A 16,929-nucleotide genomic window follows, 5' to 3' on the forward strand; every position below is an offset into this window, starting at 1 on the left:
CGCTTCTCAGCGGGCCGTTTTCATTTCACGCTTCACAAGCAGCACGAAGCGGATGGTGAGAAGAACGGCGGCTGTCGAAAGACCGATCACAAAGCCGAACCAGACACCGCGCCCGCCGAAACCGAGCGGAAAAGCCATGGTCCAGGCAAGCGCCAGCCCAATGGGCCAATAGGAGATCAGCGCCAGCATCGCCGGTATACGCGCATCCTTCAACCCGCGCAGCAGGCCTGCCGTGACCGCCTGAATGCCATCGACAAGCTGGAAGATGCCGGCAATCACCACCAGGCTGCTGGCATAAGCGAGCACCTCGGCGGCCTCCGGCAATTTCGGATCGAGGAACCACTTCGCCAGAAATTCCGGCACCGCCGCAAACAGGATGCCACCGCACAGGGCGATGCCACAGGCGATGGCGTAAATCATGATCGAAGCGCGGATGAGGTTTTTGAAGTCCCCCTGGCCCCGCGCCACGCCGACGCGAACGGTCGCTGCCTGCGAAAGGCCGAGCGGGATCATGAAGGCGATGGAAGCGAGCTGCAGGGCAATGCCGTGCGCCGCGAGCTGTACCGTGCCGATCTGCCCCATCAGGATCGAGGCGGCAGCAAACAGGGTCACCTCGGCAAGAATGGTGATGCTGATCGGCAGGCCAAGACGCAGCACTTCAAAAAGCGCATGCCAGTCCGGCCGCCAGAAGCGCACGAACAGCTCGTATTTCTTCGTTTCCTCGCGCGTCTGCACATAAGCCACGATGAAGATGAAGCTGAAGGCGTTGACGATGACCGCAACCACGGCCGCGCCATTCATGCCCATGGCCGGCAGCCCGAAATGTCCGAAGACAAGAGCATAGGCGAGTATACCATTCATCACCAGCATGATGATGGTGGCATAAAGAATGATGCCTGCGCGGCCGATGGCGCTGACAAGGCCACGCAGCACATAAAACAGCAGCGCCGGCAGAAGGCCGAATTTGGCGATGGCGAGATAATGGCCGGTCAGTGCCGCTACGTTGGCGTTCTGCCCAAGCGCAACCAGAATGCGCTCTGCATTCATGAAGATCGGCAGCGCCAGCAGCCAATAGGCAATGGCCACCCACATGCCCATGCGCAAAGAGCGGCGCGCAGATGTCGCATCGCCCTGCCCGTAAGCCTGGGCCACCATGGGTACGACGGCAACGGAGAAGCCCGAGCCGAAAATGAAGACGACAAAGAAAAACTGCCCGGCCAGCACCATGGCCGCCAGCTTCTCTGCACCCAGCTGACCGACGATCACCATATCGGTGGTATGGATGCCAAGCTGCGCGAGCTGCGCGCCGATAAGCGGAATCCCGAGAACAAGCGTAGCCTTGAAATGAGAAAACCACGACCCCGATCCGGAAGGAACGGTTCCTGCAACAACCGACGAAGACATTGTAATTCACCCGAACATTGGCCGTTGCCCGCGATTTGCGCAACGGCAGCACGAGGATGAATAAAATAATCGCTGTCTGCATGCAACCGGCAGCAGTGCATGGTTAAAAATTACGCAGTTCTGAAAAGGCTCGACAAATTCGCAATACGAGCCCTCGCCAAACACAAGTTTAGTCGAATTTTACCATTCGCCTTTATCCATTAGAACATCGAATAGTTCTTCTAAAATCATAAGCTGCATGACGCAGAATATTCCCGCCTTCGAGGCATGTTTCCCCAACCATTGTTCAAGATGACCTTATCGGTGCATCGGGCTTCAAGGATCTGTAGCTTGCCAAAGAAAACCAATCTTATGACGCGCATTCTGGTTGCCGCGTCATCTCTTGTCGTCGCCGCCTTCGCGGGCTTCTCGTATTATATCGACAGCCTTCAGCATCGGGTCACTACCGAAGCGGTGGCGGAAAATATCGATTCTTCCGGCAAGCAGGCCGCCCAGAGCATCGCGAATTGGCTGAATGGCCGCATCATGCTGACGGAAACCGTGGCAAAGACGCTTGCCAAGCTTACCGAGGACGGTGCGAAGCTGCAGTTTCTAGAGAATGAGGTGCTGACCGCGCAATTCATGTCCACCTATTTTGGCAATGCGGAAACCGGCACCTTCACCACCTTCCCGAAGACACCGCTGCCGGAAGGCTACGACCCGCGCAAGCGCCCGTGGTACCTGGATGCGGTGAAAGCCGGGAAGACGGTGCTGACCGAGCCTTATAACGACGCCTCCACCGGCGGCCTCATCATCACGGCTGCCATTCCGGTCTCCGTCGACGGCAAGCTTACCGGTGTAACCGGCAGCGACTTCTCGCTCGACTCCCTGGTCAAGATGATCACGTCAGTGGATGCCGGCAAGGACGGTTACGCCTTCCTCGTCAGCAAGGATGGCAAGATCCTCATCCACCCCGATGCAAAATTCGTCGACAAGCCGCTAAACGACCTCTTCAAAGTCGATACGCCGGTGATTTCTTCTGCAATTTCCCAGACGGAAATCGACGGCAAGGGCAAAATCACCAGTTTCATTCCCGTTGCCGGCCTGCCTTCGGTCGATTGGTATCTTGGCTTCGTTGTTGATTCCGATGTTGCCTATGGCGCCATCGGGCAGTTCCGCATGGCCGCCACCATCGCCACCATTCTCGCCGCCACGATCATGATCGGCCTGCTGGCGACAGTGCTCTCCCGCTTCATCGTTCGCCCGGTAACGCAGATGACCTCCGCCATGGAAGGCCTGGCTGCCGGCAATCTCGAGGTCGCCATTCCTGGCCAGGAACGCACCGATCAGATCGGCTCAATGGCTGCGGCCGTTGCCGTGTTCCGCTCGAACGCCATGGAACGCCTGCGGCTCGAAGGGGACGCCGAACAGAACCGCACACTTTCCGAACAGGAGCGTAACGAGCGGGAACGACTGGCAGCAAAAGACGCGGCCGATATCCAGTTTGCAGTCGATTCACTGGCAAAGGGTCTTGCTCATCTCTCCAACGGCGATCTCAATTATCGTATCGATACGCCGTTTGTGTCCCGCATCGATCGCCTGCGCGACGACTTCAACAATTCAGTTGCGAAGTTGAATGCTGCGCTCAGCACCGTCGGACAGAACGCGCTTGCGATCGATGCCGGTGCCGGCGAAATTCGCCAGTCAGCCGACGATCTGGCGCGACGCACCGAACAGCAGGCAGCCTCCGTGGAAGAAACGGCGGCGGCGCTTGAGGAAATCACCACGACTGTCAAGGATTCCGCCCGCCGTGCGGAAGAAGTCGGCCGTCTGGTCGACCGCGCCCGCGGCAATGCCGAACAGTCCGGCGTCATCGTCGAAGATGCCGTGCGCGCCATGGAAGGCATCGAAAAATCATCTTCCGAGATCAGCAACATCATCGGCGTGATCGACGAGATCGCCTTCCAGACCAACCTGCTCGCGCTCAACGCCGGTGTTGAAGCCGCCCGCGCCGGCGAGGCCGGCAAGGGTTTTGCTGTCGTCGCCCAGGAAGTGCGCGAACTTGCCCAGCGTTCCGCCAATGCGGCAAAGGAGATCAAGACGCTGATCAACGCCTCCACCTCGCAGGTGCAGTCCGGCGTCGAACTCGTCGGCAATGCCGGCAAGGCGCTGGAAACCATCGTCCGCGAAGTGCAGGAGATCAACCGCCACATCGACGCGATCGTCACCGCATCGCGCGAACAGTCGACCGGCCTCCAGGAAATCAACACCGCCATCAACACCATCGATCAGGGCACGCAGCAGAATGCCGCCATGGTCGAGGAGCAGACGGCAGCAAGTCATGGCCTCGCCTCGGAAGCGGCGGCGCTGAATGAGTTGCTAGCGCAGTTCCAGCTCGCCACGGCTACGCGGCGGCAGGCGGAATATGGGCGGGCTGCTTAAGGGAGAATGGATATTGGCCGATCGTTATAGCACCGGATCATGGCCAACCATCACCACGCTCGACGTCATCCTCGGGCTTGTCCCGAGGATCCAACCACGTCTCGTATAAAACATACGTCGCAGATGCTCGGGACACGCCCGAGCATGACGGAGGTGAAATCTTACGCCTTTCTCACCTCATGGCCGGAGCGATCCGGCCATTTTTTTGCCCACCCTCCTAATAGTCGGTTCCCGCCATTCACACGATCCGCTAGAGCTTGATCGATCATGATCATGCGGAGGGATTCATGCTGGAACTGATTTGGCGCGGCATTGCCATGGGCATTGGCGGCACCGTGTTTATGGACATATGGGCAATCATACTGCACCGGTTCTTCGGCCAGTCCGCCCCGAACTGGGCGCCGGTCGGCCGCTGGTTCTGGCATGTGCCGAAAGGCAGGATATTTCACGACAGCATCGCCACGGCTGAACCCTACGAGCATGAACTGGCGCTCGGCTGGATTTCGCATTACGCCGTCGGGATTCTCTATGGTGTCATTCTTGCCCTGGTGGTCCCAGTCACCTGGTTTGCAAACCCGTCCTTCATAGCGCCGTGGGTCGTCGGCATCATAACGGTGGGCGCAGGCTGGTTCCTGCTGCAGCCGGGTCTCGGCATTGGCTGGGCCGCATCGAAGACACCGAACCCAACGAAGGTTCGCGTCCTCAACCTCGTGGCCCATACCATCTTCGCCCTCGGCATGTATGTCGTGGCGCTCTTGATGAGCTAAACGAAAAGGGGGCTGAAAAGCCCCCTCTCCTCAGATATTCGCCGAGAAAGTATCGCAGTCCTCGACCCGGCCGCTCTGGAAGCCGCGCTTAAACCATTCCATGCGCTGCGCCGAGGTGCCGTGGTTGAAGCTATCGGGCACCACATAGCCTTGAGTCTGCTTCTGCAGCGTATCGTCGCCGATCTGATGGGCCGCGTTCAGGGCTTCCTCAAGGTCGCCGGTCTCAAGAATGCCCTTCTGTTCGGTAAACTTGCCCCAGATGCCCGCATAACAATCCGCCTGAAGCTCCACACGCACCGACATCTTGTTGGCGTCCGTCTGGCTCATCGACTGACGGCGGCGGTTGAACTCAGGCAGAACGCCGGTCAGGTTCTGGATGTGGTGGCCGACCTCATGCGCAATCACGTAAGCCTGCGCGAAATCGCCAGCCGCGCCGAAACGCTGGTCGAGTTCCTTGAAGAAGCTGGTATCGAGATAGACCTTACGGTCGCCGGGGCAATAGAACGGACCGCTGGCAGCGGAAGCATAACCACAGGCGGAAGACACCTGCCCGGAAAACAGAACCAGCGTCGGCTTCTGATAGGTTTCGCCTGCCGACTGGAAAATGCCGCTCCACGTATCCTCGGTCTCGGCAAGAACGGTGCGGACGAAGGCGGTCGTCTCGTCGGCAGATTGCCCCTGTGGTCGCGTGCCGGACTGCTGGGTCCCCGATTGCGTCGTACCGCCGCCATCCATCGACAGATCGCCGCCGGTCAGCAGCGTCAGTGGGTTGATGCCGAGCACCCAGCTGATCAACAGAATGACCAGAAGACCGCCAATCCCGATACCGCCGCCGCGACGCCCGATTGGCACGCGCATCCCGCCTCGGGAAAAAGGATCACTCGGCCCCGCCGACATGCCGCGCCGATCCTCAATATTGTCCGACTGGCGGCGCCCTCTCCATTCCATGCTATTCTCCCGGCGACTATCGCCTCAACAAGCTGCCTTATAACGGCACTATAATACATCTTGTTCCGGAAGAAAGCAGAGGCGGTCAGCGGAGTCTTTCATGCGGCTCTGCGTCTTTGTTTCAGCACGGTCAGAAGCAGGAAGGCAAAGACCAGAGCGCCGGCGGAAATGACCACAAATCCCGCTCCGCCGCCACCAAAAGTAACCTTATTCATAAGGCGTCCGGGAACGAAGGTGAATCCTCCCGCAATCACGATGCCGCCCAGATAAACGCTCTGCATAATCCGCATATGGCGTCTGATATCGCCACGCCGGGCGAAGTAGATCGATTGCAGACAGCCATATATCGTGAAAGCGGAGAGCAGATGGATCGGGCTGAAACCGTAAAACATCCTCAATTCATGGATGAAGAAGGTCGAAACGGAAGTCGAAACCATCAGCAGCACCCAGATCTTGCCGAGCAGCCGGTGGATGGCGGTTCCCTTGGGACGCAGGAAGATGAAGGCCCCGAGAATGGCTGCGGGCATGACGGTGGCGACATGGAATTGCACGGCAAGCGGTGCGTCTAACAGAGGCTGGAATGACATGGGTGCTGTTTCGGCTCGGTTGAAATCACCGGCAATTTCGGCGAAACATGCGGACAGGAAAAACGGATTGGCGCCATCAGCAGGAAAACTTCGTGGATCACCCGTATCTGCAATCCACGCTTCGTGAAATGCACGCCGTTCTGCAATCGCGCAGGCTGTGGCTGACATTCCTTGCGGTACTGGCGATCTTCATCGTGACCGGGCCCTTCGGAACGAGCGAAACCATGAGCTTCGCCGACCGGTTGCTTTACTGGACAATCATTCAGGCCGGCGCCTGGATATTTGCCATATCCTTTTCCATCATCGCCAACAGCATCCTTGCCGGCCGCATCGAAAATATGCTGGCGCGCATGATGATCGGCTCGCTGACGGCCGCCTTGCCGATCGGGCTCTTGCTTACCATCACAAACGGGGTCTTTTCCGGCAGGGAAATGGGTTTCGGCCCCTTTTTGCAGAGCAGCCTGTCCTCCCTGCCTCTCTGCGCCATCTTCTGCCTGCTGAGTTATCTCACCGCCTGCCAGTCGTTCGAGACGACGGCCAATGCCTCTACGGTCAGAGACGAAGACATCAAACACGCTAAGGGCCTCGCACCGCTGCTGGAGCGGCTTCCACCGCAAAAGCGTGGCGAACTGCTGCGGCTCTCAGTACAGGACCATTATACCGAAATCGTCACCACGCGCGGGCGTCAACTCGTCCTCTTGCGTTTTGCCGATGCGCTGAAGGAGATTGGCGAGACGCAGGGCTTGCAGGTGCACCGCTCCCACTGGATTGCCGATACGAATGTCGTCGCGCTGCGTAAACAGACAGGCCGTCTGCTTCTCATGACAAGGGACGGCACAGAAATTCCCGTCAGCCGCTCCTATACCGCGGCGGTACAGGCCCGTTTTGCCGCGCTTGCCCCTGCCCGTTAAGAGTTTCTGTCGATTCCGGAATTTATGGGGTTCCGTTCTCAAAAACATTTGCCTATAAGCCGCTTCTAGCCTGAAAACATTTGAATTGCGCTCCCCGGCCGGTGATCTTCCACCCTGGCCGGTGTTTTGCGCAACCGAAAAGCGGAACGAGAGAGCCCATGCCGAAGCGCCAAGATATCAAGTCCATCCTCATCATCGGCGCGGGACCGATCGTTATCGGTCAGGCATGTGAATTCGATTACTCCGGCACGCAGGCCTGTAAGGCGCTGAAGGAAGAAGGTTACCGGGTCATTCTGGTCAACTCCAACCCGGCGACGATCATGACCGATCCGGGTCTCGCGGACGCCACCTACGTCGAGCCGATCACCCCTGAAGTCGTGGCCAAGATCATTGCAAAGGAGCGTCCCGACGCGCTGCTGCCGACCATGGGCGGCCAGACCGCGCTCAACACCGCGCTTTCTCTCAAGCGCATGGGCGTTCTCGACCGCTACAATGTCGAAATGATCGGCGCGAAGCCCGAAGCCATCGACATGGCTGAAGACCGGGCCCTCTTCCGCGAAGCCATGGCCCGCATCGGCCTTGAAACCCCGCGCTCGATGCTCGCCAACGCCACGGAAATCAAGGATGCAGACCGCAAGAAGCATGAAGCTGCGCGGGCGGAACTGAAGGGCAAGCTCTCCGGCCCCGAACTCGACAAGGCGCTGGACGACCTCGAAAACCAGTGGAACCTCGGCGAAACCGACCGCAAGCAGCGTTACATGGCCCACGCCATGGCCATTGCCGCCCAGGCCATCGATCATGTCGGCCTGCCCGCCATCATCCGCCCGTCGTTTACGCTGGGCGGCACGGGCGGCGGCATTGCCTATAACCGCTCGGAATTCTTCGACATCGTCTCCGGCGGCCTCGACGCCTCGCCGACGACGGAAGTTCTGGTCGAAGAATCGGTTCTGGGCTGGAAGGAGTATGAGATGGAAGTCGTCCGCGACACCGCGGACAACTGCATCATCATCTGCTCCATCGAAAACATCGATCCGATGGGCGTCCACACCGGTGACTCCATCACTGTTGCGCCAGCGTTGACGCTGACCGACAAGGAATACCAGATCATGCGCAACGCCTCGATTGCGGTGCTGCGTGAGATCGGCGTCGAGACCGGCGGCTCCAACGTGCAGTTCGCCGTCAACCCGAAGGACGGCCGCCTCGTCGTCATCGAAATGAACCCGCGCGTGTCGCGCTCCTCTGCGCTGGCTTCCAAGGCAACCGGCTTCCCGATCGCCAAGATCGCCGCCAAACTGGCCATCGGCTACACGCTGGACGAACTCGAAAACGACATCACCGGCGGCGCCACCCCGGCATCGTTCGAACCGTCCATCGACTACGTCGTCACCAAGATCCCGCGTTTCGCCTTCGAGAAGTTCCCGGGCGCGTCGCCGATCCTCACCACCGCGATGAAGTCGGTCGGTGAAGTCATGGCCATCGGCCGTACCTTTGCGGAATCCCTGCAGAAGGCGCTGCGCGGTCTCGAAACCGGCCTTACCGGTCTCGATGAAATCGAAATTCCCGGTTACGAAGAGGGCGAAGGCTCCAAGAACGCGATCCGTGCTGCCATCGGCACGCCGACGCCGGATCGCCTGCGCATGGTCGCCCAGGCGCTGCGCATGGGCATGAGCGAAGAGGAAGTCCACGAGAACTCGAAGATCGACCCCTGGTTCATCGCCCAGTTCAAGGCCATCGTCGATACGGAAGCCCGCATCCGCGAGCACGGCCTGCCACAGGACGCCGAAAACCTGCGGATGCTGAAGGCCATGGGCTTTTCCGATGCCCGCCTCGCCAGCCTGACCTCCAAGCGCCCGAAGGAAGTGGCAGAGCTGCGTAACAGCCTGAACGTCCGCCCGGTCTTCAAGCGCATCGACACCTGCGCCGCTGAATTCGCCTCGCCGACCGCCTACATGTATTCGACCTATGAAATTCCCTTCGTCGGCGCCGCCCGCTCTGAAGCGCAGGTCTCCGACCGCAAGAAGGTCGTCATCCTCGGCGGCGGCCCGAACCGTATCGGCCAGGGCATCGAGTTCGATTATTGCTGCTGCCACGCAGCCTTCGCGCTGAAGGATGCCGGCTTTGAAGCGATCATGATCAACTGCAACCCGGAAACGGTGTCCACCGACTACGACACTTCCGACCGCCTCTATTTCGAGCCGCTGACGGCCGAAGACGTGATCGAAATCATGCGCGCCGAACAGGAAAAGGGCGAACTCGTCGGCGTCATCGTGCAGTTCGGTGGCCAGACGCCGCTGAAGCTTGCAGAAGCGCTGGAAAAGAACGGTATCCCGATCCTCGGCACCGCGCCTGACATGATCGACCTTGCAGAAGACCGCGACCGCTTCCAGAAGCTCTTGATGAAGCTCGATCTCGCCCAGCCGAACAATGGCATCGCCTATTCGGTCGAGCAGGCCCGCCTCGTCGCTTCTGAAATCGGCTTCCCGCTGGTGGTTCGCCCGTCCTACGTTCTGGGTGGCCGCGCCATGCAGATCATCCATTCGGAAGGCCAGCTCCAGACCTACCTGCTCGACACGGTTCCGGGTCTCGTACCCGAGGACATCAAGCAGCGTTACCCGAACGACAAGACCGGCCAGATCAACACCCTGCTCGGCAAGAACCCGCTGCTGTTCGACAGCTACCTGACCAACGCCGTCGAAGTGGACGTCGACGCGCTGTGCGATGGCGAAAACGTCTTCGTATCCGGCATCATGGAGCACATCGAAGAGGCTGGCATCCACTCGGGCGACTCGGCCTGCTCGCTGCCTTCGCGTTCGCTCAGCAAGGAAACGCTCGACGAACTGGAGCGCCAGACGACGGCGCTTGCCAAGGCGCTCAAGGTCGGCGGCCTGATGAACGTCCAGTACGCCATCAAGGACGGCACGATCTACGTTCTCGAAGTCAACCCGCGCGCTTCGCGTACCGTGCCTTTCGTCGCGAAAACAATCGGCGCGCCGATCGCCAAGATCGCCGCCCGCGTCATGGCGGGCGAGAAGCTCGATCCGGCGATTGCCGCTTACGGCGAGAAGCCTGATCCGCGTAACCTCACGCACATTGCCGTCAAGGAAGCCGTCTTCCCCTTCGCGCGCTTCCCCGGCGTCGACATCCTGCTTGGACCGGAAATGCGCTCGACCGGTGAAGTCATCGGCCTCGACACGGATTTCGCGCTCGCCTTCGCCAAGAGCCAGCTCGGCGCCGGTGTCGACCTGCCGCGCTCCGGCGCGGTCTTCGTCTCGGTCCGTGATGAGGACAAGGAAGGCGTTCTGCCCGCCATCCGCATTCTCGTGGAAAGCGGCTTCAGAGTGCTGGCGACCGGCGGCACCCAGCGTTTCCTTGCCGAAAAAGGCATCAACGCCGAAAAGATCAACAAGGTACAGGAAGGACGTCCGCATATCGAAGACGCCATCCGCAACCGTCAGGTCCAGCTCGTCATCAACACCACCGACAGCAACAAGGCGATTTCCGACTCGAAGTCGCTGCGCCGCGCAACGTTGATGCAGAAGGTGCCCTATTACACGACGATGGCAGGTGCCGAAGCAGCCGCCCTCGCCATCAAGGCGCTGAAGGCCGGCAATCTGGAAGTGAAGCCGCTGCAGAGCTACTTCAACTAAGAGATCAGCAAGAAAGCCTGACGAACTGAATGAACGCCGGAACGCCGCGAACCACCAGGTTGGCGGCGTTTCTCATTGCGTAATACACCTGCAATCCAACGCCGGTATCAAAAAAACATCATTTCCACCCGCAGGCCGATGACGATTTTTCCCTGTCCCGAGAATTCTCCGCCATCGCCGATCACCCAGTTCCTGAAGCCGCATCTGGAGTAAAAGCATGACTGGACGACCGCCCGGCCCGATGCGTGTAGCGTTCCCACTGCGCATCGAACCGGTGATTTTGAATGCTGTCCGCCAGACTGCGAGCGACGAGCTGCGCAGCATTAACGCGCAGATCGAAATTCTTCTGGAAGAAGCCCTTAGGCAGCGTGAGCGAGAGGTAGGCCATGACATGGGCCAAAAATCGAACGAGAGCGAATAGCATCTGAAACGGCAGGCTTTAAGCCGCCAGTGCTTCCCGGACGCAGTTGCGGCCTTCGCTCTTGGCGCGGTAAAGCGCGCGGTCGGCCATGTCGGCCAGCGTCTGGAGATCACAGTGTATCTCGCCGCTTGTCGCAATGCCGATGCTGATTGTCACACCGACACGCAGCCCGCCGCAGTCCACCTCTTTCAAAGCAACCGCGTTGCGATTGCGCTCGCCTATCATTGACGCCTTTTGGCTTCCTGCGCCGGGCAGGAAGATGATGAATTCCTCGCCGCCATAACGGGCCAGCACGTCGCCACTGCGAATACTGCCGCCGATCCGCTTTGCCACTTCCTGCAGGACGCTGTCACCGACGGAATGGCCGAAGCGGTCGTTGATTGATTTGAAGTGATCGATATCGAGCAGCATTGTCGCATCGGTGGGATCAGGCCTTGTGGGCATCGTCTGGAAGAAGAAGCGCCTGTTCTTCACGCCTGTCAGCGGATCCGTATTGGCAAGGATCAACAGTTTCCGCTCCGAGCGTTCAGCCACCAGCACCATCACGAACAGGGCAATCGCAAAGTTGAGCATAATGATGAGGAAGAACGCATTGACGATGTTGATGGAGGCGAGAGAGGGTGAAAGCACCCCCTTTACCACCAGAAGTGAAATCAGCCCCGAGACGGTAGTGATCGCGCCCAGCGCGATGCGGGAAAGAAGCGGCTCCTTGCGCCAGCCGCTAAACAGCACCGCGGCCGCGCCGAGATAGGCAAGCGCCGCACAGCCATTGAACAGCGCAGCGCGCAACGCATTGCTCTCAGCCACCTCATACGCGATGACAATCCCGAGCACCACGACAAGACAAGTCCCAAGCAGAGTTTTCTGCGATACAAAACGGCCGTCGCTCAACGTTTTAAGACCAAGCCAGATAAGCGCATAACCTGCAATACCGGATACGATACTGCCCAACCGCCACAAGGCCGGCGACAATATCTTCCACTCGCCATATCCGGCAAGCGTTGAGCCGACGGCCATTGCCGCAAAGCCCGCGGCAAGAGTGACAGGACCGCGCAGGCCACGATTGGTCAGCATCAAATAGATAAAACTCATTAGCCCCACGATGTAGGAGCATTTTTGCATTAGTATGACTGTTGCAAGGTCAAGTTCACCAAGCATAATACGCCCGTCTATAAATATTTTGATGAGACATATAAAATGACTCGAATAAATTTCAATTAAAACGAAAAACTAACGATGCGTAAAGCATAACAACGCCAAGTTGATATTCGATAGAATATATACTTAGAAAAGACTATTCAAAATTTCTTACATAAAGCATGTCCTGTTTGAATTTCTTGATTTCCATCTCTTTAGCCTGCTCATCAGGGAGGCGGAGCAGGTAGGATGGGTGCACGGTGACAAAAAGCGTCCGCCCCTCTTGCATTGGCAGGGGACGGCCGCGAATCTCCGAGACCTTTTCTTTACCGCCGGTCAGCGCATATAGCGCCGTCGCACCCATCGCAACGATCAGCTTCGGCTGAACAAGCGCGATTTCCTGGTTGAGCCACCAGCGGCATTGCTCCACTTCCCCCGCATTGGGGCGCTGATGTTTACGCCGTTTGCCGCGCGTTTCGTATTTGAAGTGTTTCACGGCATTGGTAACGTAAAGCCCGCCGCGGTCCACACCGATCTCGCTGAGCGTCCTGTCGAACAGCTGGCCGGCGGGGCCGACAAAAGGTTTTCCGGCCAGATCCTCGTGATCGCCCGGCTGCTCGCCGACGACCATGATCTTCGCGTTTTCCGGCCCGTCACCAACAACGGTCTGCGTCGCCTTGCAATGCAGGGCACACCGTGTGCAGTGGCGCGCTTCATGCGCCAGCGAAGCAAGCGTGCCACCCGGCAAAGGTGGCTGCTCTTCCCGTGCGGAAGCCGCTGCCTGGAGGCGATGGTGAAACGGCTTCGGTTGGCTCGCCTCCTTCGCCGCCATCTCCAGCACCCGCGCCTCCGCGCCCAGAATCAGGTCAGGGATGAGCTCGGCTTCCGGCAGATTCTTCCAGTATTTCTTCGGCATCTCCGCTGTCATGGCCTTGATCTTCAAGCGGGCCGGGTTGAAAATATTGGCGTAATAGGTCCGCCAGAGATCGTCCGTTTCATCCTTGAGATCAGGCTTGGCGGCAGCCTCCCGTGATGTCTGCAGCAGGTTTCCGTCCCATCGGGCGCTGCCCTTCGGCGAGACAATCAACCAGTCCATGTCGGTGAAGCGACGTTGAAAAAACGGAGCCGTACGTTCGATGATGAAATGGTCCGGTTCGAACCACGCCACGAACCGCCGTCGCCCGGCCTGCCCTTGCGGCAATGGCAACTCCTTGAAACGCACGAAGGCCGTCATCTTGTGATAATCGCGACGGACAGACTTTTCGAGCAGCCGCACATCGGAAACATCCGGATCGGACTTGAACTGCAGCAGGGCCCGATCCCGTTTCAGCCGCCACAATAACCTGTAGAGCAGCGCGAAACGGCCGGGATCGCTGTGGCAGATGACGGCCTGCGCCAGTGCGACAAATGCGGCAGATACGGAAACCGGGGCGGCGCCCTCCGTTGGCAATGGCGCACCGGAAAAGTCGAGAAGCCCAAACCCGTCATCCTGCAGCCGCCAGTCGATCTTCTCCGGCGGTACATTGGCCGCAAGCGCCGCGCGCGCAGCATCGCGCCACTCGGTGAAATCCCCCCGCCCCTCCAGCACAGGGCCATACATCACAACAGCGACAATTGTTCAGGCTGCGGCGCAAACATCGCGCGCAGATCCGGCCGTTCGATCAGCTTGCCCGGTGTCCATCCCTCAGCGACGATAAAGGCCTTCACCTTTTTGAGAGATACGCCGAAGCGGGCGATATCTTCCAGCCGCAGGCTGCGGAACTTCCGCGACGAGAGAATCGAGGCAACCGTCTTGGTGCCGAAACCGGGTACACGCAGCAACATTTCGCGATCCGCCGCATTGACGTTTACCGGAAACTGATCGCGATGCTTCAATGCCCAGGCAAGCTTCGGGTCGATGTCAAGATCCAGCATGCCGTTTCCGCCGATAGCGGTTATCTCGCCGATATCGAAACCGTAAAAACGATAAAGCCAGTCCGCCTGATAGAGGCGGTGTTCGCGCATCAGGGGCGGCTTGATGAGTGGCAGGTTCTTCGACGAATCCGGAATTGGGCTGAACGCCGAATAATAGACGCGCCGCAGACCATAGCTTCCATAGAGCCGCGCGCTGGTGGAAAGAATGGTGCTGTCATCGGCGCCGTCGGCGCCCACGATCATCTGCGTGCTCTGTCCGGCGGGCGCAAAACGCTTGGTTTTTCGCGTTCTGACGGTAGGCTCGCCCGCCTCCTCGATCTTCAGGCGAATATCGGCCATAGAGCGGCGAATATTGGCGGGCTGCTTTTCCGGCGCAAAACGGCCGATGCCGCTATCGGTGGGCAACTCGATGTTGATCGACAACCGATCCGCATAAAGCCCCGCCTCCTCGATCAATTTCGGAGACGCGTCCGGAATGGATTTGAGGTGGATGTAACCACGAAAGCCATGGGTGACCCGCAGTTCACGCGCCACACGCACCATCTCCTCCATCGTGTGATCAGAGGAACGGATGATACCCGAGGACAAGAACAACCCTTCAATATAGTTGCGCCGGTAAAATTCGAGCGTCAGCCACACCACCTCTTCTGCGGTAAACCGCGCCCGTTCCACATTGCTGGAAGAACGGTTGATGCAATAAGCGCAATCATAGATACAGAAATTGGTGAGCAGGATTTTCAGGAGCGATATGCAGCGCCCATCCGGCGCATAGGCATGACAGATGCCAGACCCTTCTGTCGAGCCCAATCCGCCAGAGGCTGCGGAGTTCCGTTTCGCCGTCCCGCTCGATGCACAGGAGGCGTCGTATTTCGCGGCGTCAGAGAGAATGGCCAGCCGTTGCCTGATTGACTTCTTCATAATAATGTTCACTATATGTTCTCTTGAGGATTGTCAATCAGGATATTCAAGTCATTGGAAAGACAAAGAAATATTGATGCCTCAAATTTGCTGGCATTTCGCTGTCGTCTTCTGATATAGTCCGCTCAGTTATGATTTTGGCATGGTTCCGGAGTTCCCCTCCGGAACCTGTTTCTTTTTGTGTCTGCAGGTAAAGCGACCGGAATGCGAAGGATAAAAAAATGGTAGAAAAAGTACCGATGACCCAGGGTGGATTCGTCAAGCTTCAGGAGGAGCTTCGCTGGCGCCAGCAGGAGGAACGCCCCCGCATCATCGAGGCGATTGCGGAAGCGCGCGCCCATGGCGACCTTTCGGAAAACGCCGAGTACCATGCTGCCAAGGAAGCGCAGAGCCATAACGAGGGCCGCATCACGGAACTCGAAGATTTGACGGCGCGCGCTGAAGTCATCGACCTTTCCAAGATGTCGGGTTCGAAGATCAAGTTCGGCGCCACCGTGAAGCTGGTTGACGAAGACAGCGATGAGGAAAAGACCTATCAGATCGTCGGCGACCAGGAAGCCGACGTAAAGGCCGGCCGTATTTCCATCTCTTCGCCGATTGCCCGCGCCCTGATCGGCAAGGAAGTTGGCGACAGCATCGAAGTCAACGCGCCTGGCGGCGCCAAGGGTTACGAGATCCTCGCGGTTCAGTGGGGCTGATTGCCCCATGCAATGCGCCCCCCAGCGGGCGCATTGCTTTTGACCTGTTGCTCCCCTGAACCAGCCGCAAAGACGGAAGCCCATCTTGTCCCACGTCAGCCTGAAAGATGTGCAGGTGCTTGCGCCGAATTTCAAACGCAGGCTCTCCGGCGTCACCTCCACAATCGTTCAGCTGATACCGGTGCAGAACCGGATGGGACAGAAGGTCGCCACCATCGGCCCCGGCCTGCCGCCGCATCTGCCGCATGTGCGTTTCCGCGACCTGTGGCGGCTCTGGCAAGGCGGCCCGTTTGGCGGTCCGCGCATCTGGCATGCCCGCCGCAACCTCGAAATGTTGCCGGGAATTTTCATGCGTGATGTGCTGCGCATGAGGGTGAAGCTTCTCTTCACCTCGGCCGCGCAGAGGCGGCATTCCGCCTACACCCGTTTCCTGATCTCCAGGATGGATGCCGTGGTGGCCACCAACATCCGCTCGGGCTCATTTCTTGAAGTGCCCCATCGCGTTGTCATGCATGGCGTGGATACCGAACTTTTCCATCCGGCAACCGGTCCTGAGGACACGATAGCCGCGACCGGCTTGCCGGGACAATATCTGATCGGCTGCTTCGGGCGGGTCCGCCACCAGAAGGGCACCGATCTTTTCGTGCGTGCCATGATCGAACTTCTGCCCGCCTATCCGCAATGGACAGCTGTGGTTTCAGGCCGCGTGACGGCGGAACACAAGGCTTTTGCCGAAACCCTTGAAGCAGATGTCAGGGCCGCCGGCCTCGCAGATCGTATCGTGTTTCAGGGTGAAGTTGATGACATCAAGCCGTGGTACAGGCGGCTGACGCTCTATGTCGCGCCTTCGCGCAACGAGGGCTTCGGGCTGACTCCGCTTGAAGCAATGGCCTCGGAAACGGCCGTCGTCGCCAGCAATGCCGGTGCCTACGAGGAAATGATCGTCAAGGGCGAGACCGGGGCGGTTGTTGAAGCGGGGGACTATGCATCACTGAGGGATGCGATAAAGACCTATCTCGCCGATCCCGCCATGGCCAAAGTCCACGCGAGTACCGGACTTGCGCATGTGCGCAGCACTTTTCCGCTGGAAAAAGAAGCGGCCAGTCTTGGCGAAGTCTATGAGGCGTTGCGGCGGGGGTAATGCGTCGCAAACCGG

General features: G+C 58.9%; 13 protein-coding genes. 7 read left to right on the forward strand and 6 right to left on the reverse strand.

The annotated features are described in order from the left end of the window. Positions 1-6: 6 nt before the first annotated feature. Positions 7-1,404: an MATE family efflux transporter gene (locus HQN82_RS08570; protein WP_004442888.1), complete on the reverse strand. Its 1,398-nt coding sequence runs from the start codon at positions 1,402-1,404 to the stop codon at positions 7-9. 330 nt (positions 1,405-1,734) lie between these two features. Between HQN82_RS08570 and mcpU the strand changes: the two genes are divergently transcribed. Both mcpU and HQN82_RS08580 read left to right on the forward strand, forming a co-directional pair. Further along, positions 1,735-3,825, forward strand: coding sequence for a methyl-accepting chemotaxis protein McpU (gene mcpU / locus HQN82_RS08575; RefSeq protein ID WP_112766587.1), 2,091 nt, complete (start codon positions 1,735-1,737; stop codon positions 3,823-3,825). Positions 3,826-4,112: 287 nt separating this feature from the next. Then, positions 4,113-4,592 carry a DUF2938 domain-containing protein gene (locus HQN82_RS08580; protein WP_107339155.1) on the forward strand — a complete coding sequence of 160 codons (480 nt, stop codon included), beginning with the start codon at positions 4,113-4,115 and terminating at the stop codon, positions 4,590-4,592. 30 nt (positions 4,593-4,622) lie between these two features. Here HQN82_RS08580 and ypfJ read toward each other — a convergent pair whose 3' ends face one another. Together ypfJ and HQN82_RS08590 are read right to left on the reverse strand one after the other, a co-directional pair. Then, a complete protein-coding gene (ypfJ, locus tag HQN82_RS08585; protein WP_173614759.1) occupies positions 4,623-5,540 on the reverse strand; it encodes a KPN_02809 family neutral zinc metallopeptidase in 918 nt (305 codons plus the stop codon). 98 nt (positions 5,541-5,638) lie between these two features. Further along, positions 5,639-6,127, reverse strand: a complete 489-nt coding sequence (locus HQN82_RS08590) for a DUF2306 domain-containing protein (protein WP_142184916.1) — start codon at positions 6,125-6,127, stop codon at positions 5,639-5,641. A 47-nt stretch (positions 6,128-6,174) separates the two neighbouring features. Here HQN82_RS08590 and HQN82_RS08595 point away from each other — a divergent pair, with 47 nt between their 5' ends. The 3 genes from HQN82_RS08595 (at position 6,175) to HQN82_RS08605 (ending at position 11,106) form a co-directional block, all read left to right on the forward strand. Beyond that, positions 6,175-7,038: a LytTR family DNA-binding domain-containing protein gene (locus HQN82_RS08595; protein ID WP_037089822.1), complete on the forward strand. Its 864-nt coding sequence runs from the start codon at positions 6,175-6,177 to the stop codon at positions 7,036-7,038. 158 nt (positions 7,039-7,196) lie between these two features. Further along, a complete protein-coding gene (gene carB, locus HQN82_RS08600) occupies positions 7,197-10,685 on the forward strand; it encodes a carbamoyl-phosphate synthase large subunit (RefSeq protein ID WP_113381205.1) in 3,489 nt (1,162 codons plus the stop codon). A 217-nt stretch (positions 10,686-10,902) separates the two neighbouring features. Beyond that, positions 10,903-11,106 carry a type II toxin-antitoxin system antitoxin gene (locus tag HQN82_RS08605; RefSeq protein WP_153776198.1) on the forward strand — a complete coding sequence of 68 codons (204 nt, stop codon included), beginning with the start codon at positions 10,903-10,905 and terminating at the stop codon, positions 11,104-11,106. An 18-nt stretch (positions 11,107-11,124) separates the two neighbouring features. Here the strand turns inward: HQN82_RS08605 and HQN82_RS08610 are convergent, their stop codons facing one another. The 3 genes from HQN82_RS08610 to HQN82_RS08620 form a co-directional block, all read right to left on the reverse strand. Further along, a complete protein-coding gene (locus HQN82_RS08610; protein WP_173614760.1) occupies positions 11,125-12,264 on the reverse strand; it encodes a GGDEF domain-containing protein in 1,140 nt (379 codons plus the stop codon). Positions 12,265-12,400: 136 nt separating this feature from the next. After that, on the reverse strand, positions 12,401-13,843 hold the full coding sequence (locus tag HQN82_RS08615) for a UdgX family uracil-DNA binding protein (protein ID WP_173614761.1): 1,443 nt from the start codon (positions 13,841-13,843) through the stop codon (positions 12,401-12,403). Continuing rightward, positions 13,843-15,075 (reverse strand): putative DNA modification/repair radical SAM protein, encoded by a 1,233-nt coding sequence (locus HQN82_RS08620; protein WP_173614762.1) that lies wholly within the window; start codon positions 15,073-15,075, stop codon positions 13,843-13,845. The genes HQN82_RS08615 and HQN82_RS08620 overlap by 1 nt, the downstream gene beginning before the upstream one ends. Positions 15,076-15,296: 221 nt before the next feature. Between HQN82_RS08620 and greA the strand changes: the two genes are divergently transcribed. Next, entirely contained in the window at positions 15,297-15,773 is a 477-nt protein-coding gene (gene greA / locus HQN82_RS08625; protein WP_003522847.1) for a transcription elongation factor GreA, read from the forward strand. A gap of 85 nt (positions 15,774-15,858) precedes the next feature. After that, a complete protein-coding gene (locus tag HQN82_RS08630) occupies positions 15,859-16,914 on the forward strand; it encodes a glycosyltransferase family 4 protein (protein WP_035209285.1) in 1,056 nt (351 codons plus the stop codon). Positions 16,915-16,929: the final 15 nt, after the last annotated feature.

Source organism: Agrobacterium pusense, from assembly GCF_013285525.1.
GTDB classification, from domain to species: Bacteria; Pseudomonadota; Alphaproteobacteria; order Rhizobiales; family Rhizobiaceae; genus Agrobacterium; species Agrobacterium pusense.

Bases quoted from the DNA above. Each gene is read 5' to 3' on its own strand.
- HQN82_RS08590 (WP_142184916.1), bottom strand. From the start codon at position 6,127: ATGTCATTCCAGCCTCTGTTAGACGCACCGCTTGCCGTGCAATTCCAT.
- ypfJ (WP_173614759.1), bottom strand. From the start codon at position 5,540: ATGGAATGGAGAGGGCGCCGCCAGTCGGACAATATTGAGGATCGGCGC.
- HQN82_RS08605 (WP_153776198.1), top strand. From the start codon at position 10,903: ATGACTGGACGACCGCCCGGCCCGATGCGTGTAGCGTTCCCACTGCGC.
- HQN82_RS08615 (WP_173614761.1), bottom strand. From the start codon at position 13,843: ATGTATGGCCCTGTGCTGGAGGGGCGGGGGGATTTCACCGAGTGGCGC.
- HQN82_RS08580 (WP_107339155.1), top strand. From the start codon at position 4,113: ATGCTGGAACTGATTTGGCGCGGCATTGCCATGGGCATTGGCGGCACC.
- carB (WP_113381205.1), top strand. From the start codon at position 7,197: ATGCCGAAGCGCCAAGATATCAAGTCCATCCTCATCATCGGCGCGGGA.
- HQN82_RS08595 (WP_037089822.1), top strand. From the start codon at position 6,175: ATGCGGACAGGAAAAACGGATTGGCGCCATCAGCAGGAAAACTTCGTG.
- HQN82_RS08570 (WP_004442888.1), bottom strand. From the start codon at position 1,404: ATGTCTTCGTCGGTTGTTGCAGGAACCGTTCCTTCCGGATCGGGGTCG.
- HQN82_RS08610 (WP_173614760.1), bottom strand. From the start codon at position 12,264: ATGCTTGGTGAACTTGACCTTGCAACAGTCATACTAATGCAAAAATGC.
- HQN82_RS08620 (WP_173614762.1), bottom strand. From the start codon at position 15,075: ATGAAGAAGTCAATCAGGCAACGGCTGGCCATTCTCTCTGACGCCGCG.
- greA (WP_003522847.1), top strand. From the start codon at position 15,297: ATGGTAGAAAAAGTACCGATGACCCAGGGTGGATTCGTCAAGCTTCAG.